This is a genomic window from Saccharicrinis aurantiacus (assembly GCF_001660705.2).
Taxonomy (GTDB): Bacteria; Bacteroidota; Bacteroidia; order Bacteroidales; family Marinilabiliaceae; genus Saccharicrinis; species Saccharicrinis aurantiacus.
The window spans coordinates 14,395-39,178 of sequence record NZ_LYBV02000027.1 but is presented as its reverse complement, the minus strand read 5'-3'; the positions used below and the strand labels follow the sequence as shown (position 1 = coordinate 39,178).

General features: G+C 34.7%; 22 protein-coding genes and 2 tRNA genes. 11 read left to right on the top strand and 13 right to left on the bottom strand.

The window, feature by feature from the left end; all coding sequences use genetic code 11:
• Positions 1-9 precede the first annotated feature (9 nt).
• The 7 genes from A8B35_RS11645 (at position 10) to A8B35_RS11615 (ending at position 7,262) form a co-directional block, all read left to right on the top strand.
• A complete protein-coding gene (locus A8B35_RS11645; RefSeq protein ID WP_075602943.1) occupies positions 10-975 on the top strand; it encodes an AAA family ATPase in 966 nt (321 codons plus the stop codon).
• A gap of 93 nt (positions 976-1,068) precedes the next feature.
• Positions 1,069-2,013: a DUF58 domain-containing protein gene (locus tag A8B35_RS11640; protein ID WP_171973196.1), complete on the top strand. Its 945-nt coding sequence runs from the start codon at positions 1,069-1,071 to the stop codon at positions 2,011-2,013.
• A complete protein-coding gene (locus tag A8B35_RS11635) occupies positions 2,010-2,486 on the top strand; it encodes a DUF4381 domain-containing protein (protein WP_075602941.1) in 477 nt (158 codons plus the stop codon). The genes A8B35_RS11640 and A8B35_RS11635 overlap by 4 nt, the downstream gene beginning before the upstream one ends.
• A gap of 1 nt (position 2,487) precedes the next feature.
• A complete protein-coding gene (locus tag A8B35_RS11630; protein ID WP_075602940.1) occupies positions 2,488-3,465 on the top strand; it encodes a VWA domain-containing protein in 978 nt (325 codons plus the stop codon).
• The gene (locus tag A8B35_RS11625) at positions 3,462-5,213 is read left to right on the top strand and encodes a VWA domain-containing protein (RefSeq protein WP_075602939.1); all 1,752 of its coding nucleotides are present in this window, start codon (positions 3,462-3,464) and stop codon (positions 5,211-5,213) included. Before A8B35_RS11630 ends, A8B35_RS11625 begins: the two co-directional genes overlap by 4 nt.
• Entirely contained in the window at positions 5,207-6,523 is a 1,317-nt protein-coding gene (locus tag A8B35_RS11620) for a BatD family protein (protein WP_075602938.1), read from the top strand. The genes A8B35_RS11625 and A8B35_RS11620 overlap by 7 nt, the downstream gene beginning before the upstream one ends.
• A gap of 52 nt (positions 6,524-6,575) precedes the next feature.
• Complete coding sequence (locus A8B35_RS11615; RefSeq protein ID WP_075602937.1) at positions 6,576-7,262, top strand: DUF4377 domain-containing protein; 687 nt, start codon at positions 6,576-6,578, stop codon at positions 7,260-7,262.
• A gap of 459 nt (positions 7,263-7,721) precedes the next feature.
• Here the strand turns inward: A8B35_RS11615 and A8B35_RS11610 are convergent, their stop codons facing one another.
• From A8B35_RS11610 to A8B35_RS11585, 6 genes are all read right to left on the bottom strand, one after another.
• Entirely contained in the window at positions 7,722-9,014 is a 1,293-nt protein-coding gene (locus A8B35_RS11610; RefSeq protein ID WP_075602936.1) for a hypothetical protein, read from the bottom strand.
• Between the two features lie 137 nt (positions 9,015-9,151).
• On the bottom strand, positions 9,152-9,457 hold the full coding sequence (locus A8B35_RS11605; RefSeq protein ID WP_075602935.1) for a hypothetical protein: 306 nt from the start codon (positions 9,455-9,457) through the stop codon (positions 9,152-9,154).
• Positions 9,458-9,682: 225 nt separating this feature from the next.
• On the bottom strand, positions 9,683-12,475 hold the full coding sequence (gene uvrA, locus A8B35_RS11600) for an excinuclease ABC subunit UvrA (RefSeq protein WP_075602934.1): 2,793 nt from the start codon (positions 12,473-12,475) through the stop codon (positions 9,683-9,685).
• Between the two features lie 129 nt (positions 12,476-12,604).
• Entirely contained in the window at positions 12,605-14,383 is a 1,779-nt protein-coding gene (locus A8B35_RS11595; RefSeq protein ID WP_075602933.1) for an SLC13 family permease, read from the bottom strand.
• A gap of 104 nt (positions 14,384-14,487) precedes the next feature.
• The gene (locus A8B35_RS11590; protein WP_075602932.1) at positions 14,488-15,249 is read right to left on the bottom strand and encodes an MBL fold metallo-hydrolase; all 762 of its coding nucleotides are present in this window, start codon (positions 15,247-15,249) and stop codon (positions 14,488-14,490) included.
• Positions 15,250-15,329: 80 nt separating this feature from the next.
• Positions 15,330-15,539 (bottom strand): hypothetical protein, encoded by a 210-nt coding sequence (locus tag A8B35_RS11585; RefSeq protein WP_075602931.1) that lies wholly within the window; start codon positions 15,537-15,539, stop codon positions 15,330-15,332.
• A 278-nt stretch (positions 15,540-15,817) separates the two neighbouring features.
• Here A8B35_RS11585 and A8B35_RS11580 point away from each other — a divergent pair, with 278 nt between their 5' ends.
• Positions 15,818-16,507, top strand: a complete 690-nt coding sequence (locus tag A8B35_RS11580) for a 2-keto-4-pentenoate hydratase (protein ID WP_075602930.1) — start codon at positions 15,818-15,820, stop codon at positions 16,505-16,507.
• 51 nt (positions 16,508-16,558) lie between these two features.
• Complete coding sequence (locus A8B35_RS11575) at positions 16,559-17,572, top strand: LacI family DNA-binding transcriptional regulator (RefSeq protein WP_075602929.1); 1,014 nt, start codon at positions 16,559-16,561, stop codon at positions 17,570-17,572.
• 352 nt (positions 17,573-17,924) lie between these two features.
• Here A8B35_RS11575 and A8B35_RS11570 read toward each other — a convergent pair.
• From A8B35_RS11570 to A8B35_RS11555, 4 genes are all read right to left on the bottom strand, one after another.
• Positions 17,925-17,998 (bottom strand) — tRNA-Arg (locus A8B35_RS11570).
• A gap of 41 nt (positions 17,999-18,039) precedes the next feature.
• A tRNA-Arg gene (locus A8B35_RS11565) sits at positions 18,040-18,113 on the bottom strand.
• A gap of 200 nt (positions 18,114-18,313) precedes the next feature.
• Positions 18,314-19,078, bottom strand: a complete 765-nt coding sequence (locus A8B35_RS11560) for a NigD1/NigD2 family lipoprotein (protein WP_075602928.1) — start codon at positions 19,076-19,078, stop codon at positions 18,314-18,316.
• Between the two features lie 75 nt (positions 19,079-19,153).
• Positions 19,154-19,831, bottom strand: coding sequence for a Crp/Fnr family transcriptional regulator (locus A8B35_RS11555; RefSeq protein ID WP_083634423.1), 678 nt, complete (start codon positions 19,829-19,831; stop codon positions 19,154-19,156).
• Between the two features lie 119 nt (positions 19,832-19,950).
• Between A8B35_RS11555 and A8B35_RS11550 the strand changes: the two genes are divergently transcribed.
• Both A8B35_RS11550 and hcp read left to right on the top strand, forming a co-directional pair.
• Entirely contained in the window at positions 19,951-20,829 is an 879-nt protein-coding gene (locus A8B35_RS11550; protein WP_075602927.1) for an ATP-binding protein, read from the top strand.
• Positions 20,830-21,152: 323 nt separating this feature from the next.
• A complete protein-coding gene (hcp, locus tag A8B35_RS11545; protein ID WP_075602926.1) occupies positions 21,153-22,799 on the top strand; it encodes a hydroxylamine reductase in 1,647 nt (548 codons plus the stop codon).
• Positions 22,800-23,005: 206 nt separating this feature from the next.
• Here hcp and A8B35_RS11540 read toward each other — a convergent pair whose 3' ends face one another.
• From A8B35_RS11540 to A8B35_RS11530, 3 genes are read right to left on the bottom strand one after another with little or no spacing between them, the layout of a single operon-like run.
• Positions 23,006-23,536 (bottom strand): hypothetical protein, encoded by a 531-nt coding sequence (locus A8B35_RS11540; protein ID WP_075602925.1) that lies wholly within the window; start codon positions 23,534-23,536, stop codon positions 23,006-23,008.
• 30 nt (positions 23,537-23,566) lie between these two features.
• Positions 23,567-23,971: a hypothetical protein gene (locus tag A8B35_RS11535; RefSeq protein ID WP_075602924.1), complete on the bottom strand. Its 405-nt coding sequence runs from the start codon at positions 23,969-23,971 to the stop codon at positions 23,567-23,569.
• 17 nt (positions 23,972-23,988) lie between these two features.
• The gene (locus A8B35_RS11530; RefSeq protein WP_075602923.1) at positions 23,989-24,774 is read right to left on the bottom strand and encodes a hypothetical protein; all 786 of its coding nucleotides are present in this window, start codon (positions 24,772-24,774) and stop codon (positions 23,989-23,991) included.
• Between the last annotated feature and the right edge of the window lie 10 nt (positions 24,775-24,784).

The window sequence follows — 24,784 nt, the reverse complement described above, 5'->3', positions numbered from 1 at the left end:
CTGTAAAAGATGAGTGTATTATCAGATATCCAAGAATTAAGAAACCGAATGAACCAATCTATCATTGGTCAGGAAGTTTTGGTTGATAGAATATTAATTGCATTACTTGCTAATGGGAATGTATTACTGGAGGGATTACCAGGCTTGGCGAAAACACGAGCTGTAAAATCATTAGCCAAGGAACTGGAGGCTGATTTAAGTAGAATTCAATTTACACCCGATTTACTACCCTCTGATATTACAGGATCGGAAGTATATCAACCTGAATTGGAAGAAAAATTTATATTTCAGAAAGGGCCGATATTTAGCAACCTAGTACTGGCTGATGAGATCAATAGAGCTCCCGCTAAAGTACAAGCTGCACTTTTAGAAGCCATGGAAGAAAGACAGGTTTCAGTTGCTGGTAAAACCCATAAAATGGATCCTCTTTTTATGGTTTTAGCCACCCAAAATCCAGTTGAGCAAGAGGGTACGTACCCACTCCCAGAGGCACAAATGGATCGTTTTGTAATGAAGGTACTAATTGATTACCCAAGTACCGACTCCGAAACGAAAATACTACAATTGGTGCGCAACGAAATTAAAAACGATAATACAACACATCAAAAGGCCACTTTGAATCCTCAAATTATATTTGATGCAAGAGCCGAAATCCAAAACATAGAAGTTTCAGAGAATATTGAAAGATATATTGTTGATTTAATAGCAGCTACAAGATACCCTGAAAAATACAATGAAGAATTGAAGAATTGGATTGACTTTGGTGCAAGTCCTAGAGGTACTATTGCTATTGATACATGTGCAAGAGTTATGGCCTGGATGAACGATAGAAACTATGTAACACCAGATGATGTAAGAGCCATACTCCATGATGTATTGCGACATAGATTAATATTGAGCTATGAAGCAGGAGCAGAAGGTATATCAACCGACAAAGTAATTGATGAAATATTAAAAGTAGTAGCAGTTGCCTAGCAGCATATCCTGAAATTATACTGGCAAAAGCCTTGTACGATTAAGGTATAAACTGAGTAAATAAAAATATTCATCCTTTAATTACATATCGATTTGAAATCAAATACCAATAATATCATCCCAACACTGAATGATTTGTTACAACTAGAATATTTGGTTGCCTCAACAGGTTTTTCTTTGCTTCCCAAGCAACCGGTACATAGTGTGCTGGCTGGTAAACATGCCTCTAAACTTAGAGGTAGAGGATTAGATTTTGAGGAGGCTCGAAAATATGTAGCAGGAGATGATATTAGAAATATTGATTGGCGTGTTACGGCGCGCACACGAACTACGTATACAAAAGTTTTTACCGAAGAAAAGGAAAAGCCAGTACTTATAATTACAGACCTCACTCCTAGCATGTTTTTTGGTTCAAAGGTCTATACAAAATCGTATATCGCGAGTCAATTAGCTGCAATATCTGCTTTTAAGGTATTAAAAAATAGCGATAGAGTTGGTGGAATTACCTTTAACCATAAGCAGACTGTTACGCATGCACCCAAAAGGAATCGCAAAAACATACTCCAATATTTCAATACAATGGTTTCGTTTAATAAAGAATTGCTAAACGAAAATAATAACATAGAAGATAAAACTGAAGTATTTGAAAAGGTATTAAACAAAACAATAAGCATTGCTACTCACGACTTTTTGGTGATAATAATAAGTGATTTTATCAATACATCAGCAAAAACAAAAAAACAAATCATTCATATATCACAACATAACGATGTAATATTATGCCCAATAAGTGATCCGATGGAATCAGATTTAGGAAGTGATAAATTGGTATTATCGGATGGAAACTTGCAATTTCTTTGGAAAGAGAACAACCAAAAACAAACTGCAAATTTTAAAAGGCAACAAAACGAATACAATCAGAATTTTCAAAAAGAAATTTCTCGTTATGGAATTCCTTTTATGCAGCTCAACACTGTTGAACCAATCAATCTTCAACTTAAAAACCTATTTAAAAATAAATTGCAAAAGAACAGATGATAAAAGATATTTCTACATATAATTCATCCATTGGCAAAATCATTGAACCTGAAACTATCTCGTATAGTTTTAATACTTTAGGTTGGCAAATTGTGGCTATAACCCTAGTAGTTATTAGCATCTCAATAGCATTGAAATATTTTTTTAGGTACCGAAAGAATGCCTATCGCAGAGAAGCGATTAAAAGCATAAATAAAACTGTGCAAGAAGATAACATTAACACTTTGCAAGCAATCAACACCCTATTAAAATCATTATGTTTAAGTCTATATGAAAGAACCGAAGTAGCCAGCTTATATGGCATAGAGTGGTTCTCATTCCTGAATACTAAAACAAACAATAGTATGAGTAATGAGAAACAATATCAACAATTCGCAGAAGCGATTTATAGCTCAAACCACAATGCTAATAGCGAACTAACAAAGGCCTTTATAGCCTTTTCTACTAACTGGGTAAAAAAACACAAAGCATAAGATGTTCGAATTTGGATACATATGGGTTTTCTTTTTACTGCCACTACCACTATTGGTTTATTGGTTAGTACCTCCTCTTAAAATGAGAAAAGAAGCTTTACGTTACTCAAAATTTCATAGCGCCAATGAAATTAGTGGGAATAAGGCTAGCACAAAAGCGTGGATTTCGAAGCGAAATATTCTACAATGGGTCATGCTCAGTTTGATCTGGATCTCCTTGCTAACGGCTTTAGCTAGTCCGCAAATTATTGGCGAACCAAAACAAAAGGTAAAAACAGCACGAAACTTTGTTATAGCTGCCGATATTTCCTTCAGTATGGCTAATAAAGATTGGTTTATTGATGGAGAAAGAGTTACCAGATGGGAAGGTGTAAAACAGGTGTTAAGTGAGTTTATAGAACAACGAGAAAGTGACCGATTAGCCCTAGTTTTTTTTGGTTCGAATGCCTATCTGCAAGCCCCACTAACCACCGACCACGAGGTAGTTAAATTCATGTTAGAAGAAACTGATGTTGGTATGGCAGGCCAAATGACGGCTATAGGAAAGGCCATTGGCTATTCGATGAAAATATTCGAAGGAGATAGTTTAGATCAAAAGGTGTTATTGCTACTTACCGATGGTCAAGATGACGGACGTGGTTTATTTCCAACAGATGCCGCTAATATGGCCAAACAAGATAGCATCAAAATATATACTATTGGTATTGGTGAGGCTAGCGGGAACAATGCCGGATTAGATGAACAGACCTTAAAAGAAATAGCAAATATTGCTGGCGGAAAATACTTTTTAGCTGAAGATGAAGCTCAAATGCAAGATGCCTACAAAACGCTAAACGAATTAGAACCTGTGGAATATGAGGAAGAAGAAAATGCTCCAATAACACTGCTATTTCAGTACCCTCTGGCTATCTGCATACTATTATCGTTTTTACTTGCTTTCATTAGGGGAATTGTAAATTTACTGACCAAACAAATATGATAGAGTATATAAAAGATATCAACTCCTTTAACATAGATCAGTTTCACTTTCTAAGAGAAGAGTGGCTTTGGGCATTTATACCAATGGTAATTATTGCAGCATTAATTATATGGAATGCTCGTGAAGATAATAAATGGAAAAAAGTTATTGCTCCTGCTTTACGCCCATTCATGTTTACCAAAGAAAAACGATCAGGAGTGGTATTTCCACTTGTTGCTTTCATCACAATAATGAGCTTGTGTATATTAGCTATGGCCGGACCTACTTGGAAAAAAATAGAGGTTGCCGGAGCTAAAAGTGAAGCTGTTTTATTAATTGCTTTTGATGCTTCACTATCCATGATGGCAGAAGATATACAGCCCAATCGATTAGAAAGAGCTAAATTTAAAATCCAAGATCTTCTGGATGCCAATCCTATTGCTAAAACGGGCCTATATGTTTACGCAGGAACTGCGCATACTGTTGTTCCATTTTGTAACGATTATAACTTAATCACCCATCACTTACAATCGCTATCTCCAGGAATAATGCCAGTTAGGGGATCTAACCTAAGCCAAATGTTGCATTTGGCCGACTCTACACTTAATAAAATAGAAGCCCCAAGTACATTATTACTGGTAACCGACAATATAAAAACGGAAGATATTGATAAACTAAAGGACTTTGTAGATAATAGCATCCACCGAATTGAAATATTGGCAATGGCTACCACTCAAGGAGCCGAAATACCCAAAAACAAGTGGAAGCAGCCTATTAAAAATAAGAATGGCGAAGTTGTAATATCTAAGTTAGATACCAAGGTTGTTTTTGAATTACAAAAACATGCAAAAATCAACATTAACACACTAACCTTGGATAATTCTGACATGGAAATTATAGCCAAAAACATACGGCAAACTTTAACTTTTCAGCAGGATAATGAAGAAAGCGAAGAACAATGGCAAGATATGGGATACGCTCTTGTGATAGTTTTAAGTTTACTGTTTCCTTTTTGGTTTCGTAAAGGATGGATGTTACAATTTTGTTGGCTTCCCTTCATTATATTATTGAGTTCGTGTAACACACCACAATGGAAAAATTTATGGTATACGGATGACTATCAAGGTCAGAAATTATACAACGACACTTTATATACCGATGCAGCCAATACTTTTGAATCTAACCTACACAAGGGAGTAGCCTATTATAAAGCTGGAAATTTCGATGCCGCAGCTCAAGCTTTTGAAGCAGATTCAAGTGCCAATAGCTTATATAATTTAAGTTTAGCTTATTCTCAAATGGGCGAATATGATAAGGCTAAAGAAGCCATTGTTTTAGCTACAAAACTTGAACCTAATAATGAACAGTTTAAGGAAACACTTGCACAAACCAAGGAGTTAATCATTTTGGTAGATTCATTAAGAACGAACGGTATTCCCATTCAGTTACCTGAAAAGGATGAAGATCAAAAAGGTGAACTCAATGAACGAAAAGCAGCATCTGAAGATGAAGAACTCACCTCGGATACTGAAGTAGAGGAACTTCCTGAAGATGGCGATAGAGTTACTGATCAAGTTGAAACTGGCGAACGAAAAGCAGAAGAACTAGAAGAAGTGCCTGAAGATTTTGAAGCAGGAAATGAAAATACCCCACAAAATGTATTGCTCCGAAAGATCTCTGAAGATCCTTCTGAATTTTTACGCCGTCGATTTAAGTATCAGCAAAAGAAATATTACAACAACCAAAACGAACTAGAAGAACAATGGTAAAGTTATTTCAATACATATCAGTACTCCTTGTCTTTCTAACCATCAATACAATTGTATGTGTAGGGCAAAAAACCGATGCCTTTGCGCGAATACAAGTAACTCCCCGTGAAGGGTTAGTCAGACAAGCCTACAAGGTTACCATACATGTACATTCTTCTACTTGGTTTGCTAAGCCATTAGAATTTCAGAACCTTAGAATTGAAAACGCTTTTATCATTCCCTTTACACGAACGCAAAGTGGTATTGACTACATCAATAATAAAAAATACGCAACCTTATCGTTCTATTACTTAGTTTTCCCTTATAAAAGTGGCCCATTAGAAATACCCTCATTAAACATTGTGGCTTCAATTCCTCCCGAAGGCGATTACAAAGGAATACCAGTTACTATTAAAACAAAAGTACAGAATATTAAGGTTAACAATACTGAAGATGGAACGTGGATGGTGGCTAAAAACATCACCATACAGGACAACTGGAATAAACCGCTCGATAATCTTAAAGTTGGCGATGTGGTGAAACGAACCATTACCACGAAAGCATTTGGTACCCTACCCTCACTCATTGCCCCTTTAGCCATTGATGAACCCAATAACACCAGTATATATCCTGCCGAAGCTAAACTCCAAGATAAAAGAACTAATGCTGATGTAAATGGAATTAGAATAGAAGAATTCTCCTACCTTTTTGAAAAAGAAGGTGAAGTAAGCATACCCGAAACAGAAATTACCTGGATTAATCCCATCAATAAAAGAACTTACAAACGTTCGATACCAGAAAGGGTTGTAAATATAAAGGCAAATCCAGATTTGGCAATGATGGAAAGCCTCAAGGATTCTTTAATGGCAATGTCTCCGAATACCAATATTGAAGCCACAACTGAAGACAATGTTACTGACTGGAAAAGAATACTTATTATTTCGGTATTAAGCCTACTAATATTATGGTATGGCATTAAATACGGCACGAAACTATACAAGATACAAAAGGAAATTAAGAGCGAGTATTTGGTAAGCGAACCTTTTTACTACAAAGAATTGCAACGCACATTAAGTAAAAAAAATAGAGCCGAATTTATAAATGCCTTATACCGTTGGTACGATGTTGCCAATAACGGAGTAATGAGTCCGGCTATAAATACCATCTTAAATAAAAAACAGAATGTTGTTCTTCTTCAATTAATCATGAGTAAAGCAGATAGTTTAAATCATGAGGAGGTAAAAACAGCTAAAAATCTATGCTCTCAAATTCGCCAATCCATATTGAAACCTGCGAGCAATAAACTATCAAGTTCAAGACTCAATCCTTAATAAACTTACTTTATCTTACTACCTTTACTGAATAACATTTAAGCAAATTATTATGAAAAATATATTAATCATCGCACTCGTATTCATACTTTCTTCTTGTGGTAGTTTAAAAAATAAAAACGCAGTTACGTACTGGGTTAATAGTTATAAAACGGAATGTACAGGCGTTGCACCCATGCATTGCATGTTAATACAAAAGGGTGATAGAATTCAAGAAGATTCATGGCAAAACTTTTATAGTAAAATAGAAGGCTTTGAATATCAGCCTGGTTATATTTATAAACTAAAGGTAAAAGAAGAACAACTAGATCCTTCAAACGTACCAGCCGATGCCTCATCAATTAAGTACACATTGTTAAAAATGGAAGAAAAAAAGCAGGACCAAACATTACGATTAAACGATATATGGTTACTTACTTCAATTAAAGGAGCACCAATTAATCCTCAAGAGCTTAAAAGACCTAATAGCGTACCTATTTTAGAAATTCATATTGCAAAACATCGAATACTAGGAACTGATGGTTGCAACCAATATGGTGGACAACTAATTAAATTAAACCAAACTGAAATTGAATTTGGTGCCATGATGGGTACTAAAAAGATGTGCGGTGATATTGAGATAGCTGATTCTTTTAACCAAGCCATGAGCATAGTTAAAGCCTATAAACTAGATGGTATGGAACTCACTCTTTTTGATGCAGAAAGCAATGAATTACTTACTTTTAAAAAGATAGACTAGTTCATAAGCGCATCTATATATTCTGAATACCAAATTTCTATTACATCAACAAATATCCTCTTCTAAAGGCTAAAAATATCCCTTTACGGGATTGTTATGCCCTTTCGCAAAAGCAATAAACTACTTAGGTATTATATAATAGTAGTTAGTCGAAATAAAAACACTCTTAGCTGATATACTAATCTTGTTAAAACACACAAAACTTTTATGTGTAGGTGGGTAAAACTACTAGGCAAGTGGTAAAATACATTTAATAAGTGAGTAAACCTGAATTACATAAGTATAAATACTCTTAGCAAGTTGTTCATACTTATTAAGAAGAGTAAAAATATACTTAGCACATGGTTTATTATAGTTTATAAGGGGAAGAATATATTTAGCTACAGCAATATTATTCTTTATAAGGGTATTTAAAATAAAATAAGCCGTCAAAATAAAATATTCTGACGGCTTATTTTGTTAGAAGATAAAACCTAACCCTAATTCAAATTGATTAGGTTCGTTGGGAGAACCTGCATATTTATTGGCTCTAAATTGATAATTGGCTTTGTACGTCCAATTTTTCTTTGGTCTAAAATTTAATCCTACTGTAATAATTTCAAGATCTTTTAAATCGGCATTAGCAGTATGTGAACCATAAGTATCCCATTTATCTTGCACAGCATCATCAATTTTATAATGGGTATTCATACGTTCGTAACGTACAAAAAGAGGTAACTTCCACTCTTTTCCTTTTACAATGTGTGGCATAATATCATATCTACCTTCAATATAATATCCTTGAGTTTGAGAACCCAAAACTTCATTATTAATATCAAATAACTGATCGGTACCTGAAAGCCAGCCATGTGCATATAAACCAAACAGGGTAAAATTACCAATGTTGTGAGCTCCAACAATAGTCATTAAACCTAAATTGGTATTTAGCTTATCGCCATTATCAAAAGCATAACCTCTCGATGCATCGCCATAATAACCCGCAATAGATAATAGGCTTCTATCTTCGTGCCCATATCCTAATTTACCATTGTAAGCTACCGTAGGAGGAATTTCAGTCCATGAAGTATATCGGCCATCTCTAATCCAAGTACCTGAGGTAAAGTTTTGCGCATCTAAACCTTTGGTAACTCCAAATTGAAACTCGGCATCAGCAAATGGCGAACCATAAATTAAAAAACCCTGCTCAAGCCATTGTGTTGGAATAATAGTACGCTCCACTTCGGGTCTGTTAACCGAATAAAAACCAATAGGCTCTTCATTTACGTTTACCCAACCCAAACTTAGAGGGTAATTACCTACCCTAACGTTAAACATAGGATGAAGTAAGAAATCAAACGAAGCTTCTAAGTTATATTCAAAATGGCCTTCGCGTTGAAAAAAACCATCTTGCAAATATTCAACCTGAATTTCACTCATGAAAACAATCTTATCGGTAATTCGATAACCAAAATAGGTTCCGAAACGCATTAAGTTGGTATAGAATTGTTCCATTTCCTTATTCCCTTTATTAGGGATATCGCTTTCATAGTTTACGTAGTTCAGTTCTCCAAACCCACTCACCGTAAAACGTCTGTCGGCAGTAAATATTTTAGAAGAAGCATTCGCAAACCCAGCTTGTTTAATATATTTTAATTCTGATATGGCTCCTTTTTTTTCTGATTGAATAGTATCAGCTTGTTCTTGTGCCTTTAATCCTGTATTTATAAGTAGCAATAAGGATATGCTTAGTAGTATATAAAAGTGTTTTATCATTTTAATGATAGTATATAAATTGTAAATAATTAGAAATATTGATACAAAGGTGCTTCATACTTCTGTAAATAAAATACGAACACAACAATACAAATACCCCATATTTAATATGGAGCAGTTTTCTTAGTAAATTACAATTAAACTATTGGTGGAGGAGGAATAGGACTTTCTAAATACCTATTGTAATTGGTATTCACTTCGGGGAAGTATAAAAATTCATACCGTGGAAAGTAACCCATCAATGATGACAATTTACAACTAAACAATGCCGTTTTTAAACTACTTGTAGTAATATGATCTTCATCGGCCCCATCAGGGGTATCGGGCAAAACCCATGTTGAATCATAACTAACCATTAATAACTCAACTAAAGTTTCTATTTCATTTGAAGAATCAGAAGATGATGAAGTACCCAACATACTATCATGTATATTAACACTCATATTAATGATTAATACAAGTAATACATAAATTACAAAATTGTGATATCTCTTATTATCCCGTCTCATCTTCTAACAGCGTACAAAATTGTATTTATTCTGCTTTAAATACAAATAGATAACTCTATTTTTTTGCAAATAAAAATCACTAGTGTAAGTATCAAGCACTAAAAAAAATACCCCATGAAAAATCATGAGGTATGTAGATAAATTAAGTATAACAATTCATTATAACAAAGGGCTCAAATACTGCCCAGTATAAGATTCTTTTACTTTGATAAGATCTTCAGGAATACCCTCGTAAATTATATGCCCTCCTTTATCTCCACCTTCAGGGCCAAGATCAATAATCCAGTCAGCCGACTTAATCACCTCCATATTATGCTCAATTATTACAAGCGAATGCCCTTTAGCGATGAGTGCATTAAAGGCATCCAATAATTTATTGATATCATGAAAATGAAGTCCTGTTGTAGGCTCATCAAAAATAAATAAGGTAGGATCACTCTTTTCTTTTGCTAAAAAGGAAGCTAATTTTACCCGCTGACTCTCCCCTCCGGAAAGCGTACTCGACGATTGTCCCATTTTAATGTAACCCAAGCCCACATCTGATAGAGGTTTTAATTTACTTACAATACGTTTGGGTGTAGGTGTCTTGTCTTCTTCAAAAAATTCAATGGCTTGGTCAATTGTCATCTCCAATATATCGTGAATATTCTTCTCGCGATATTTAACCTCTAAAACAGTACTCTTAAATCGATGACCATTACAACTCTCGCAAGTAAGTATGATATCAGCCATAAACTGCATCTCTACTTTAATGGTTCCTTCTCCAAGGCATTCCTCACATCGTCCGCCATCAATATTAAACGAAAAGTGAGAGGCCTTAAAATTATTTATTTTTGATGCTTGCTGATCCGACATCAACTTGCGTATCTCATCGTAGGCTTTTAAATAGGTGGCCGGGTTCGAGCGAGAAGACTTGCCAATGGGGTTTTGATCTACAAACTCCACCTCTGTTATTTGATCCACATTACCTTTTAATAAATCAAAGCTTCCTGTTTTATCAGCATAACCACCGATCCGTTTTTTAATGGCAGGATACAATATCGACTTAATCAATGTAGATTTACCAGAACCGCTGACCCCCGTAATCACATTCATTACATTAAGCGGTATTTTGCACGAAATATTCTTTAAATTATTTTCTCTCGCCCCTATTACTTCGAGGTAGTTGTTCCATTGGCGGCGCGATGTAGGCACAGGAATTTTTCTGGTGCCTGATAAATACTCGCAAGTTAAACTTGAGTTGGCATCGGTACTTTCATCTAGCTTGCCTTGATAAATTAATTCTCCGCCTAAACGACCGGCACCAGGACCAATATCAATTATTTCGTCAGCAGCACGCATAATATCCTCATCGTGTTCAACCACAATTACGGTATTACCCATTCGTTTTAATTTTTGCAAAACCGAAATCAACAGCGTTGTATCCTTCGAGTGCAAGCCAATACTAGGCTCATCTAATATATATAACGAGCCCACCAAAGTGCTTCCTAAGGAAGTTGCTAAATTAATACGCTGGCTTTCTCCTCCAGATAAACTTGATGATAACCTATTTAGGGTTAGATACCCCAAACCTACTTCAAACAAAAAGGTTAGTCGCGTATTTATTTCATGTAATAAACGATGTCCAACTTTTTGTTGATGCGTATCTAATTTTAGTGTTTTGAACAATTCAGCAAGTTCATTTATGGGCATCTGCACCAATTCTGAAACACTTTTACCAGCAACTTTAACCCACGAAGACTCTTTTTTAAGGCGAGTTCCGTTACACTCCGGACATTTTGTTTTTCCGCGATAGCGGGATAACATTACACGGTATTGTATTTTATATTGTTGTTCTTCAACATGCTTAAAGAAGGTATCAATACCATGAAAGTGTTGGTTTCCCTTCCATAATAAGCGTTGTTCCTTCTCGCTTAATTCATAATAGGGTTTGTGCACCGGAAAATCGAATTTATAAGCACTTTCAATTAACATGCGCTTATACTCTCCCATCTTTTCACCCTTCCAACATGCCACGGCATCTTCAAATACAGATAAGGTTTTATTGGGGATTACCAAATCATCATCTATACCTATAACATTACCAAATCCTTCACATTTTGGACAAGCGCCCACAGGATTATTAAAAGTGAACATGTGCTCCGAAGGTTCTTCAAACTCAATACCATCTAACTCAAATTTATTAGAAAATACAAATTCTTCGATACCACTCTCTGTAAATACTTTTAAAATACATTCGCCTTTACCCTCAAAAAAAGCAGTTTGAATAGAATCTGCTAGTCGCGATAAATTATCCTCATCTTTGGATGCAGTGGCTCTATCAATCACCAAATTATAATCGGAACAGGATATTTCCGATGCTTTATCCTTTAATACATCTTCAATTTTATGAAATTCACCCTCTTTTTCTATCCTTACAAAGCCTTGTTTCATAAGCACCTCTAGATGTTCTGTACACGATCTCCCTTCAGGGTTAAGAATTTGTGCAACAATTAAAAGACGGGTCTTTTCTTCAAACTCAGTAATTTTATTCACCACATCACTAACGTAATGACGTTTTACTTCTTTGCCTGAAACGGGAGAAATGGTTTTACCTATCCTGGCAAACAGCAATTTTATATAGTCATATATCTCGGTTGAAGTACCGACTGTTGAACGAGGATTGCGAGTGTTTACTTTTTGCTCAATGGCAATAGCTGGTGGAATTCCTTTAATAAAATCCACTTCAGGCTTGTCTATTCGCCCTAAAAACTGGCGGGCATAAGAACTTAAACTTTCTACATACCTACGCTGCCCCTCAGCATATAGAGTATCAAATGCAAGAGAAGACTTTCCACTACCCGAAACACCTGTAATTACTACAAATTTATTTCGTGGTATGTTTATATCAACTCCCTTTAAATTATGAACCTTAGCTCCCTTTATTTGAATTTCCTTCGATGCTACAACCATGTGTTTATACTACCTGTGAACAAGAATAACAACATTAAAATCTATATGTTGCACAAAGATAGCATTTAGATAAACGGGAAAATTAAATCGATTGATAATTTAATACGATTAGTATGAATTGAATAAATCCTATAAATACATATAGTTTAAAATCAGCACAGTAACAATCATGTAAATGATAGTTAATGGCCAACCTAAACGGAAGAAGTCTTTAAACGAGTAACCGCCTGGTCCGTATACCATCAGGTTGGTTTGATAGCCAATTGGCGTAATGAAATTCGCCGCTGCCGCAAAGGATACTACTAAAGCAAAAGGCAATGGATTTAATCCTAAATTATAAGCCGCGGTTAAAGATATTGGAAATACAATTGCGACCGCTGCCTTGTTGGTAATATAAGCCGCCAACACACTTGTAACGGCATAAATACCGAAAAGCACCGCCAAGTTTCCATGAGGGAAGAATATACTTATCAAGAAATCAGCAATCATATCTGCTACGCCTGTTTTAATCATGGCTGTCCCTAACGCCAACGAGAGCGCTATAATTACAGCCAAGTTGTAATCTAAACTTTTAGGTAGATCCTTGGCATTAACAACATTAAGCAAATTGATTAATATTAGAACTACAATTAAGCCCATAAATAATGGGATAATATTTAGTGCGGATAAAAAGATAGCCAAGAGCGTACCACCAAAAAGCGTCCATATTTTATAAAGTTCAGGCTTTCTAACCTCCTTAACTTTCGATATCAAATAAAAGTCCATATTACCCTTAGATACCTCAGTAAAGTTATCGCCAGCCAATAATAAAAGCACATCACCTGCCTTTAGTTTAATATCTTCTAACTTACCACTAATACGTTCTCCATTTCGGTGAATGGCCAACAATGAAGAATCTAATCGTCCTCTAAAATTAACCTCTTGCACTGTTTTACTAATCAAAGTAGAGTTATGCGAAATTACAACTTCAATAACATCAGCCCGCTTTAATTTGGTCATCATACCTACATTAGGCAATGTTAAACCACTTCCATCAGAAAGTAAATTAACAATATCCTCTGATTCCCCAGCAAAACGAAGAATATCGCCAGACTTTAGAATGAAATCCTTATCAATTACCTGAAATGTATAATTATCACGAACCACTTCGGCCAGAAAAAGTCCTTTTTCACTACCTAAACCAGATTCAGTGATTGTTTTTCCTACTAATTTAGATTTACTTCTAATCAAAGCTTCCACTAGATATTTACGATCTGAGACTGTTACATCATCAATAATGGGCACACGATTAGGCAATAGTTTATCTGAAAAGAAGAATAAATACAAGAAACCAATAATCAACATTGGAAAACCAACCCAAAAGAAATCAAACATATGTAATGGTTCCATATCCGGAAAAATGGTTTGATCTACCACCATACCATTTACAATAAGGTTTGTTGATGTACCAATTAAGGTTACACAGCCCCCTAATATTGCTGCATACGAAAGAGGCATTAGTATTTTAGATGGAGATACATTATTACGCTTACTCCATGTATGCACATATGGCATCATTACTGCAACCAATGGGGTATTATTCAAAAAGGCTGAGAAACCGCCAATCCATAGCATTATCCTAGCTAAAAATGCCTTCTGACCACTTGATCGGGGAAAAATTTTATTGAAAAATATCTCAATAACCGAGATTTGCCGAATCGCATCACCTAGTAAAAGTAACATTAATATCACTGCAATTTGCTCATTTGCAAAACCTGCTAAAATCTCACTTGGCGTTAAAACACCAAAAATACCAAGAACTACAACTGCAATAAAAAAGGTAAATGCAGCTCCCATCAACTCTTTGTAAAGCGATATTAGGATAAATACAATTACAACAAATACAAGAATTACATCAAAATGGTGCATATAAGAATGTCTGCTAAAAATGCTGGATAACAAATGTAAAAAAAAAGTTAGAATCGTATAAATTAGGGGCCGCTAAATTAACAATTCAAAACACAAAAACAGATTTATATTTCCAATTCTTGCATATCATATGTAAGACTAATGTTATGAGGCAATTCCCTATTCTCAATAGCATGTAATCCTAAATAATGAGATATATGCGTAATGTATCCTTTATGTGGTTTTATTTCCTCAATAAGCGCTATAGCTTCTGGTAAAGAATAATGTGATATGTGTTTTTCTTTACGAACTCCGTTTACAACCAATACTTGCAGATCTGTAAGCTTCTTTTTCTCCTCTTCCGATATAAAATTAAAATCGGTTAAATAAGCAAAATCACCAATTCTATAACCCAATACAGGGAGCTTTAGGTGCATGCCTCTGATTGGTATAACTTCAATATCTAAAAGATTAAAAGGATTTTCTGTAATAGTATTTAAATTGATTTTAGGAATTCCCGGATATGGATTAGGTGCGAAACAATACGCATACTCCACTTTTAAAGCTTCTAAAACTCTAGACTCTGCATATACATCCATTGATTGCTTGGTAACCCAATTATATGCCCTTACATCATCTAATCCTCCTGTATGATCTTTATGTTCGTGAGTAAATAAAATCGCATCTAAAGATTGTACTTTTGCGCGCAACATTTGGTACCTGAAATCAGGCCCCGAATCTATAAGTATATTCTTATTTCCTATCGAGATGAGCACTGATGCCCTTAATCGCTTATCTTTTGAATCGTTTGATAAACAAGTATTACAATTACATGCAATAACAGGAACCCCCTGAGAAGTTCCTGTTCCTAAAAAAGTTATTTTCACTTTTATAATTCTATCTTAAAACCATTGTTATCACAAAGGTACTATGCCAATTTAATAATTCAAAAGAATGTATTCTGCTATTAATCTACGATTGTATTGGTCTTTACCTGAAAAGCTACATTTTTCAGTTTTCCATCAATTTCAACCCATTCTACATAATCGAAATTCAACTCGGAAACAGAGATACCTTCATTTTCAAATAACTCTGCTACACTAATAGGCTCAACATTATTAATATCAATTCTATCGCCGCCTTTAGCGTAAAATATTAACGAAATCGACACCTTCATCTATTATCAGGTTTTCTAAATCATCCTCTGTGGCTGATTCTGCAATCTGAAAAAAATGACATTCATAAGAAGACTGACAGCCTTCTGTAGTTCCTCTTAATTCATTTACACCAGAATCAATCTGTTCAATCACATTTTTCGTACACGAAAATGCGATAAAGGCGAATGTAAAAATTATTAGTATATTTTATTTCATAAAATATATCTTAAAGTTTTACATATTAGTATTATATAAGAATTAAGATACTACTTTTGTTTAAATAAAAACATCTAATTTTATGGATAAACAAATATCGAGTAAATCATTAACTGAAGCCTACAATCAACAAAAACTTTTTTTGACGAAAGAACTAAAACACAAAAGTATATCAGGATACAAAGCAGCTGTATCAAGTTACAGTACTCAGAAGAAATTAGGTTTATTAAAGCCTATTACTGGTGTATTATATGCTGAAGGACTGGTGAATAATAACGATACACTTTTACTTGAAAATTTTAATGCTTCAAAAATTGAAACGGAGATTGGTTATATTATCAATAAAGATATCCAAAATAAAATTGAGGTAGTTGAGGTATCCAAATTTGTAAAAGCAATATTACCAGTTTTAGAGATTCCTAACATAACAAAGGCAGATGCTAATATTCTAGAGACTATTGCAAACAATGGTTTCAGTTCTCATTATGTAATTGGAGATGCAATACCTCCTAAAAATATTGACATTAATAATTGCGAGGTAAAACTATACCATAATGAAACATTGATTAACACAGGAAAAGCAACAGATGCCATGGATGATCAATGGCTAACCTTGGCAACCACAATTAACACTTCAATAGATAATGGATATTCTATTAAGAAAGGAGATATAATTATTACAGGTGCACTAGGAAATATTCTTCCCCTAGAGATAGGTACATACAAAGCTGTTTACGATGAACTCGGAACTATTGATATAAAAGTAAAATAAAACCCAAAACCCTCATATACTAAGCATATCTATAAGAACAAAAAATCTACAATGAGCACTAATAGAATTACCATAAAGGATATTGCAAAAAAACTAGATTGTACTCCATCTACAGTTAGCAGGGCTTTAGCTGGCAACACTAGGGTAAGTTTAAAAACCCGTAATTTAGTTAAAAAAACAGCTGTTGAAATGGGCTACCGCCCCAATGCAATTGCATCAGCTTTACGCAAAGGAAAGGTTGATACAATAGGCATGATAGTTCCTCGGATTAACCGATACTTTTTTAGTAATGTAATTAGTGGTGTTGAAGATATTTTAAACCCTGCGGGATACAACCTTGTAATTTGCCAGTCTAACGAAAATGAGTACAAAGAGCAAAAAGCGGTTCAAACTTTACTACAAAATCAGGTTGGGGGCATATTAATTTCATTATCCGTTGAAACTAACAATTACGAGCACCTCAATAGTATTATTGCATCAGGTACACCTCTTGTGCAATTTGATAGGGTTAATCTAAATATAGAGTCTCCAATTGTAATCAATAATAATTTTGAAGGTGCTTATCTAGCTACTGAATACCTCATAAAACAAGGTTATAAAAACATTGGCCACTTTGGTGGGAATCCTAAAATAATGGCGTATTCTGAGAGGTATAACGGATATATAAAGGCAATGAATACCTACAATATGAACATTAACGACAAGTTAATTAAGTTTGATACCATTACACAAGAAACAGGTTCATCAGAACTAATTCGATTTTTTAACGATAACGAGATTGATGCATTATTCTGTTCGAGTGATTTTGCGGCATTAGGGGCACTTGAAGCACTAAATAAGATGAAGGTTGATATCCCCTCTGAGTTTGGAATTATAGGATTTGCTAACGAACCATTTACCAAACTTATAAGCCCTAAGTTAAGTTCTGTAGAGCAGAACTCATTTAAACTAGGACGTACAGCTGCTATAGCACTCCTAAATTCGATTGACAATAAACCAGTAGAGACCAATCAAACTGTAGATGTTGAATTTATACCTCGTCAATCTTCGAATAAATCAATTTAATAAAACTTAAAAGGGGTTGATTAATACTATATATTAATCAACCCCCTTTAAAAGTCAACAAAAGCTTCCTTTTAAACTAGCTTTCTTCTGTACCATGAGCAGAACTTAATCTCTCCTCTAATTTAATTCTTTCTCTACGAACCAAATACACTCCAATTATCAAAATCACTTCCCCAATTAATAAAGACATAGTACAAATTTTTAATTGTTACAGAATTATCCCGTGACAAAAATATAAAAATTCTAATACAAATGTAAATAAATGTAAATTTTTGTGAATTATTGTAATTAAGAAACCAAAAAAGCCAATAGATCAAAGGATCTACTGGCTTTACAAATGAAATATATTTCGTGATTTTGGAGGGATTCGAACCCCCAACCTCCTCGGCCGTAACGAGGTGCACTATCCAATTATGCTACAAAACCATTATTTCAATTTTATAATAACATCTCACTAGATGTTTATGTGATTTTGGAGGGATTCGAACCCCCAACCTCCTCGGCCGTAACGAGGTGCACTATCCAATTATGCTACAAAACCTTTTGTTTATTTGAGTGGCGTTCCTCTCAAATGCGGTGCAAATATAGATAATTTTGTTTTAAAAATCCAAGCCTCAAACATAAAAATATCTTACTTTTTTCAGCAACCACAACCTTTCTGCGGATATCTACATCCTAATCAAATTGTTATAAACTTTAAGTCCGATTAAAAAAAATCGGACTTAAATGAAATATGTCTTATTACTGAAGCAAATCTTGCTCAATTTGGTTCGATTCGTCGAAAGTTTTTACACTTGGCAGGTGTTCTATGCTCGGAGAATATTCATAAGTTAATACCTTATTATAGGTATACTCACCTTCTTTACCCATACTGCGAACAAATATATCTACCGATTCCTGACCTGGCTCCTGAAGCTCTGTTAAATCAAAAGAAGCTACACTCCATTGTAAGTAGTTATTCGGGTCACCATTTTTGTTATGAGTTAACTCCAATATAATTTGACCTTCAGATGTTTCTAGATTCTCAGTGTCTTTAACAAGGTTGATATAATGAATACCAAATCCTCCACCATACTGAAACTCTACATTTAAATATTTATCAGTAAACCACGTATCAACTATTGTGATAGGGTCGTGACCAATAGAATCTTTTGTTTCTTCTGTAGTTTCTTCTGTAAAATTGAAAACTGGCTTAGTTAAAATTTCTGAGGTGCCATTAATTTTAACCATATAATCATAGCCACTATCTTCTGAACCATCAGCTAAAATAGTGTAGTTAACAAATACTCTATCACCTTCTTCGTGCTTATTTGGTGGAATATTAGATGCGGATGGCCATAATGTATCTCCACCATCTGTTATTATATAGTAATAACTTCCCGAATCCATAAACGTACCCGTTGTTAACCAATAATCACCTAAAGAATATCCATCATCATCATCTTTACATGAATTTAACGACAGTAAGCCCAACAATAGTGGTAATGCAAATAATAACTTCTTCATATTTAGTCCTCCAATTTTTAAATTAACTATTGGGCTATATGAAAAAACTATGCCAAATTTTTGAATCACATAAAACTAGGTACTTAAATAAGAACGCAATCCTTTAATATCAATAATACGAACTGATTTTCCTTTAATATGTATAAAACCATCATCATTCATCTCTTTAAATGCCCTACCAATTGAAGGACGAGCAACTCCGAATAACTCAGCCAAGGCATTTTGTGATTTATTAAGCACAAAATCAATAGCCTCACCTTTCGTCTCTTGTAAAAAGAAATTGGCAAGCTTCCCTTTGATGGTCTGAAAGGACAGCATTTTTATTTTCTGAGTTAAAAACTGCGAACGACTGGATATCACATTTAAGAAGTTCTGAAGGATTTGCTCATTATTACTAAATAATTTAAGTGCGTCGGCCTTTTCAATAACTAAAAGCTCTGATGGTTCGTTGCTTACAATATTTACGGGAAATTTATTAGCACTACCAAATACAAAGGCAATAGCCAAAGGTTTTGGAGGCAGAATATCTTCAATTTTAATGGTTTTCCCACTTGGGTCCATCATCTCGCCTTTAACACTTCCTTTCAATAATATATATAAGCATTTCACCTCATCCCCTTCAAAAGCGATTATCTGATCTGCATCGTATTTTTTTATTCTATAATGTATTGAAGAAAAAACGTTATTAAGATCATCCATTCCAACCCCCTTAAAAAGAGGACTCTGCATTACTATAGGGTAGTTATTTATCATGAATCTAAGTATTTAATTGCTTAAATTTAATGATAAATACTGGTTTTGTAACATTCGTTACAAGCTAGGGAAAGTTTAAGCCGCATATTTGCATTGAACAAAAACAAAAAGCATTAGCAATGGAAAGAGATATTATCAAAATAGACGAAGAGTTATGTAATGGATGTGGAGAATGCGTTCCGGGTTGCCACGAAGGTGCATTACAAATTATTGATGGTAAAGCACGTTTAATTTCTGATTTAATGTGTGATGGCTTAGGTGCCTGTCTTGGACATTGCCCAATGGGTGCTATGGAAATTGAGCGAAGAGAAGCAGATCCGTATAACGAAACAACGGTAATTAAATTGATGCTTGAGAAAGGCTTTAATACAGTTGTTGCTCACCTGCGCCATTTAAAAGATCATAACGAATACGATTTTATAAAAGAAGCGATGGCTTACTTAAGTAGTCATGAAGCTGAATTAGATTTTACAATGAGTGAATTAAAAAATGCAATACACGCCGAAGATAAACCTCAAGAAGGTGGATGCGGTGGCGGATGCCCAGGATCACAATCGCAAGAGATTAAACGTCCTGCTTTTACTATGCCAACGTCAGTTGCCCCACAACAAGGTGGTTCTGAATTACAACAGTGGCCTGTACAAATGCATTTAATTAACCCAGGAGCTAGTTTCTTTCAGGGAGCTGATATGGTTTTAGCAGCTGATTGTGCACCATTTGCCATGGGTAATTTTCATTCTACTTTCCTTAAAAATAAGGTATTGGGTATTGCTTGTCCTAAGTTAGATAACGGACAAGAGACCTATTTAAATAAATTAATTACTCTGATTAACGATTCTAAGATCAACTCGTTAACAGTAGTTATTATGGAAGTTCCGTGTTGCGGTGGTTTAATGGCTATTGCACAACAAGCTGTACAGCTAGCGAGCAGAAAAGTGCCTTTGAAGAGAGCAGTTGTGTCTATTCAGGGTGAAGTATTGAGTGAAGATTGGGTTTAAGTAGCAATATAAATGATAAGTTATAAACGCAATTACAGATTGCTTCTTATCATTTACAATTTAAAAAATAGTTTAGGGTTAGGTTAGGTTTTAATTAGTAGCTAAAGTGGCTCATGGAGAGCGCATAGTGTTGTTGGGAAGCCACTTGCTACTAATTATAAACTTAAATGACGCTTGGCTTAGGGATAGAAGCGGCATCCTTTGTGAGCCCATTTTGGCGAAGCAAAGATATAGCGCATAGCCCGACCCGCAGGGGAAGCCCAAAATAATTATAGAAGATTTTTTATTATCAGAACCATTATAAACAATTTAAATATCTAGTCATGAGTATGTTTTGTTATCAATGCCAGGAAGCAGCGAAAGGTGAAGGCTGTACAATTAAAGGAGTTTGCGGAAAAACGGATGAAGTTGCCGCATTGCAGGATGTTTTACTTTTTGTTTCGAAAGGTATTGCTAACGTAAATCAGTTGGCTGCTGAGAATGATATGGCCAGTAAAGCTGCCTACAAATTTATGGTAGATGCTTTATTTATAACTATTACAAATGCCAACTTTGATGCCAATAAAATTGTAGCAAAAATTAAAGATGGTATTGCTTTGCGCGATGCTCTTAAGGCTGAACTTGCTGATAAAGGTATTGAAGTAACAAACACAGATCATAGCATTAGCTATAAGGGAGATTCGATGGAGGATTTCTTAAAAGTGGCTCCGGCAATTGGTATTTTAAGTATTGAGAACGAAGATATCCGTTCGTTAAAGGAATTATTAACTTATGGTGTTAAAGGTATGGCTGCTTATGCTGAGCATGCTTTTAACTTGGGTTACGAGAATAACGATGTTGCTGAATTTATGCAAAAAGCATTGGTAGCAACTACAAATAAAGAAATTACTGCCGACGAGTTGGTTGGTTTGGTTTTAGAGTGTGGTAAAAATGGTGTTGATGTAATGGCTTTATTAGATAAAGCGAATACTGAAAGCTATGGTAACCCAGAGATTACTTCGGTAAATATTGGTGTGCGTAATAATCCGGCTATATTAATTTCGGGTCACGACTTGAAAGATATGGAGGAGCTGTTAAAGCAAACTGATGGAACTGGTGTTGATGTTTATACACACAGCGAAATGTTACCTGCTAACTACTATCCTGCGTTTAAAAAGTACGAGCATTTTGTGGGTAACTATGGTAATGCATGGTGGAAACAAAAAGAAGAATTTGAGACTTTTAATGGTCCTATTTTATTTACTACAAACTGTATTGTTCCTCCGGCAGATAGTTACAAAAACAGAGTTTATACTACAGGTGCGAGTGGTTTTGATGGCTGTACGCATATTGCCGACAGAACAGAGGGTAAGCAAAAAGACTTTAGTGCGATAATTGAGCATGCTAAAAAATGTGCTGCTCCTATTGAAATTGAAACTGGTGAAATAATTGGTGGTTTTGCACACAACCAAGTTTTACAATTGGCCGACAAAGTTGTGGACGCCGTTAAAGGTGGTGCTATTAAAAAGTTTGTGGTTATGGCAGGTTGCGATGGTCGTATGAACAACCGTAACTACTACACTGATTTTGCTAACGAATTACCTGATGATACAGTTATTTTAACTGCGGGTTGTGCTAAATACCGTTACAACAAATTGCCTTTGGGCGATATTGGTGGGATACCAAGAGTATTGGATGCCGGACAATGTAATGACTCATACTCACTTGCTGTGACTGCTCTTAAGTTACAAGAGGTATTTGGTTTAGATGATATTAATGATTTACCTATTGTTTATAACATTGCTTGGTACGAGCAAAAAGCGGTTATTGTATTATTAGCTTTATTAAGTTTAGGTGTTAAGAACATCAACTTAGGTCCTACATTACCTGCTTTCTTATCTCCTAATGTGGCTAATATTCTTATCGAGAATTTCGGTATTGGCGGTATTACTACTGTTGAGGAAGATATTAAGAGTATGATTTTATCTTAAGTATTTGCGTTGTCTTTTAGGAGACTAATATTATATTGAAGTTTTTGTTCGTCCCCTACCGCTTATTGCAGTAGGGGATTTTTATTTTGCTATAAAAAAATCCCCTAATTAAGCCTAAAATGTATTGATGTCAATACAATGATAATATCGAACTATTAAGAATAAAATAGTCTATTACAAGAACACTTGAGTTATTACTTCTTGAATTAAACTGCCAATACCTTTAATGAAGGTGTATTTAAATTTAAATTCTTCTTTCCTGAAGCAAACGTTTTGTCTTGAGTATCTACCTCTACAATTAAGCGGTATTTATATATCCCTTCTGGGAGCATAGGTGCCACAGTTGCTGCCCAATAATAGTATACAGGAGTATAGGGCGATCGCATTTCGTCTGGTGGACCTATGAGTTTTAGCTCGTTACACACTTTAAAATCAGCTACGTCTGTTCCATCAGCATTAGTAAAAACAATATTTGTTATTCGTGCTGATGGAGGCCACGTTCCGTCTGGCTTTTTTTTGCTATCCATGGCGTAAATAATCCAGTTTAGCGTTTGGCCAGTTTTACACAATGTTTGCAAGCCATTGGTACCTTGATTTTCACTTTCTATATTATTGTCGCACATATAAACAGCATCACTTAAACTATTGTATACATCTGCCTTAGGTACATCTACAAAAGTGACTATATTTAGCTGTACCGAGTTAAATTTAACTGAGTTATTTTTATCTTTTTCCATTATAGGTATTTTATAATTGTATCTATTTGGCTATTTATTACCAATTAAAGCAGGTCTACTATTTTTATTAGGTTTTACAACATGTTCTTTATTGCCCAATTTAAAATGTATGGAATAGGGTGCCTCAATAAAATCTTTTTTAATAGTAGCAGACCAATAAGTTACATCAGATCCTTCGTAAGTTAATTGCTTTGGTTCACAGACTGCTTTATCTATTTCAATATTAGCAATGGCAGAATACGATTCAGGCTCCATTGGCATAATGGTCCATAATAAAGTGTCTCCCTTATTTACTTTAGTTTTTAGAGTTTCGGTAGCCAGTTCACTGGATCCTCCATTTTTATTATTATCGAGTAAATAAATATTATTTTCTAATGAATCGGTTGTTAAAGCACCAACCACATCTACAACAGATACTATTGTTATTGTTTTCATGTCTTTAAATATTAGGTTTATATAATCGGTAGAAAAGTAACACCTGCTTTTGTAAATCCATTTACCATGGGTGCATTTACAATTTCTATTTGTGCATCGTGAGTAAAATACTTTGGTGTCCAAATTATTTCACCTTTTGATACCGATGGTTTAAATAACGTAATGTGCATTGTGTATTTATATGTACCTACAAATTTTGAGGCAGTTGATGCACTCCAATACCACCCATCTTTTATTGGAACAGGAGTACCATACTGTGCTGGGTATATTATTCCTTTATCAACAGCTTCGCCAGTTATGTTTGTAATTTGAGGGGTTAGATGTGTAATCATATTAGCAGGGTCGCTATAATTATTTGGCAATATATCCCCGTTAAGGCCCATTAGTTTTGTACTAGCGGTACTAATCTCACCCAATTCATTTTTTATTTTAAGGTTTCTACCTATTTTTGATGTCAATTCAGAAAAATCTTTTGTCGCATTTTCTTTTGTGGACTGAGCGATATTTTGCAGACGTTCAAGATTAGTTACGTCATGCGCTTTAGCTCTATCTTTTTTATATGTTTTTGGTAGAATTGGCGATATAGAAGCTATGGGATAAGGCAGCCAATTAAATAAATATTCGCCAGCCTGAGAACCGTCAGACCAATAGGCACCATTCACTTTAGACGTTAAATCTTTTGTTCCTTCACCGATAGAACCTTCAGTTCTTAAATTATCTATTAGATAAATATGATCTTCAAGCAAGTTATTTTCTAACGCAGCTTGAGTATCAATCATTACTATTACTGTTATTTCTTGCATTATTTCAGAA

Coding starts and splice junctions, on each gene's coding strand:
- A8B35_RS11595 (WP_075602933.1), bottom strand. CDS start 14,383: ATGCACCATTTTGATGTAATTCTTGTATTTGTTGTAATTGTATTTATC.
- A8B35_RS11605 (WP_075602935.1), bottom strand. CDS start 9,457: ATGAGTGTTAATATACATGATAGTATGTTGGGTACTTCATCATCTTCT.
- A8B35_RS11560 (WP_075602928.1), bottom strand. CDS start 19,078: ATGAAGAAGTTATTATTTGCATTACCACTATTGTTGGGCTTACTGTCG.
- A8B35_RS11630 (WP_075602940.1), top strand. CDS start 2,488: ATGTTCGAATTTGGATACATATGGGTTTTCTTTTTACTGCCACTACCA.
- A8B35_RS11635 (WP_075602941.1), top strand. CDS start 2,010: ATGATAAAAGATATTTCTACATATAATTCATCCATTGGCAAAATCATT.
- A8B35_RS11580 (WP_075602930.1), top strand. CDS start 15,818: ATGGATAAACAAATATCGAGTAAATCATTAACTGAAGCCTACAATCAA.
- A8B35_RS11540 (WP_075602925.1), bottom strand. CDS start 23,536: ATGGAAAAAGATAAAAATAACTCAGTTAAATTTAACTCGGTACAGCTA.
- A8B35_RS11535 (WP_075602924.1), bottom strand. CDS start 23,971: ATGAAAACAATAACAATAGTATCTGTTGTAGATGTGGTTGGTGCTTTA.
- A8B35_RS11550 (WP_075602927.1), top strand. CDS start 19,951: ATGGAAAGAGATATTATCAAAATAGACGAAGAGTTATGTAATGGATGT.
- A8B35_RS11645 (WP_075602943.1), top strand. CDS start 10: ATGAGTGTATTATCAGATATCCAAGAATTAAGAAACCGAATGAACCAA.
- A8B35_RS11575 (WP_075602929.1), top strand. CDS start 16,559: ATGAGCACTAATAGAATTACCATAAAGGATATTGCAAAAAAACTAGAT.
- A8B35_RS11610 (WP_075602936.1), bottom strand. CDS start 9,014: ATGATAAAACACTTTTATATACTACTAAGCATATCCTTATTGCTACTT.
- A8B35_RS11615 (WP_075602937.1), top strand. CDS start 6,576: ATGAAAAATATATTAATCATCGCACTCGTATTCATACTTTCTTCTTGT.
- A8B35_RS11620 (WP_075602938.1), top strand. CDS start 5,207: ATGGTAAAGTTATTTCAATACATATCAGTACTCCTTGTCTTTCTAACC.
- A8B35_RS11555 (WP_083634423.1), bottom strand. CDS start 19,831: ATGATAAATAACTACCCTATAGTAATGCAGAGTCCTCTTTTTAAGGGG.
- A8B35_RS11585 (WP_075602931.1), bottom strand. CDS start 15,539: ATGAAGGTGTCGATTTCGTTAATATTTTACGCTAAAGGCGGCGATAGA.
- hcp (WP_075602926.1), top strand. CDS start 21,153: ATGAGTATGTTTTGTTATCAATGCCAGGAAGCAGCGAAAGGTGAAGGC.
- A8B35_RS11530 (WP_075602923.1), bottom strand. CDS start 24,774: ATGCAAGAAATAACAGTAATAGTAATGATTGATACTCAAGCTGCGTTA.
- A8B35_RS11625 (WP_075602939.1), top strand. CDS start 3,462: ATGATAGAGTATATAAAAGATATCAACTCCTTTAACATAGATCAGTTT.
- uvrA (WP_075602934.1), bottom strand. CDS start 12,475: ATGGTTGTAGCATCGAAGGAAATTCAAATAAAGGGAGCTAAGGTTCAT.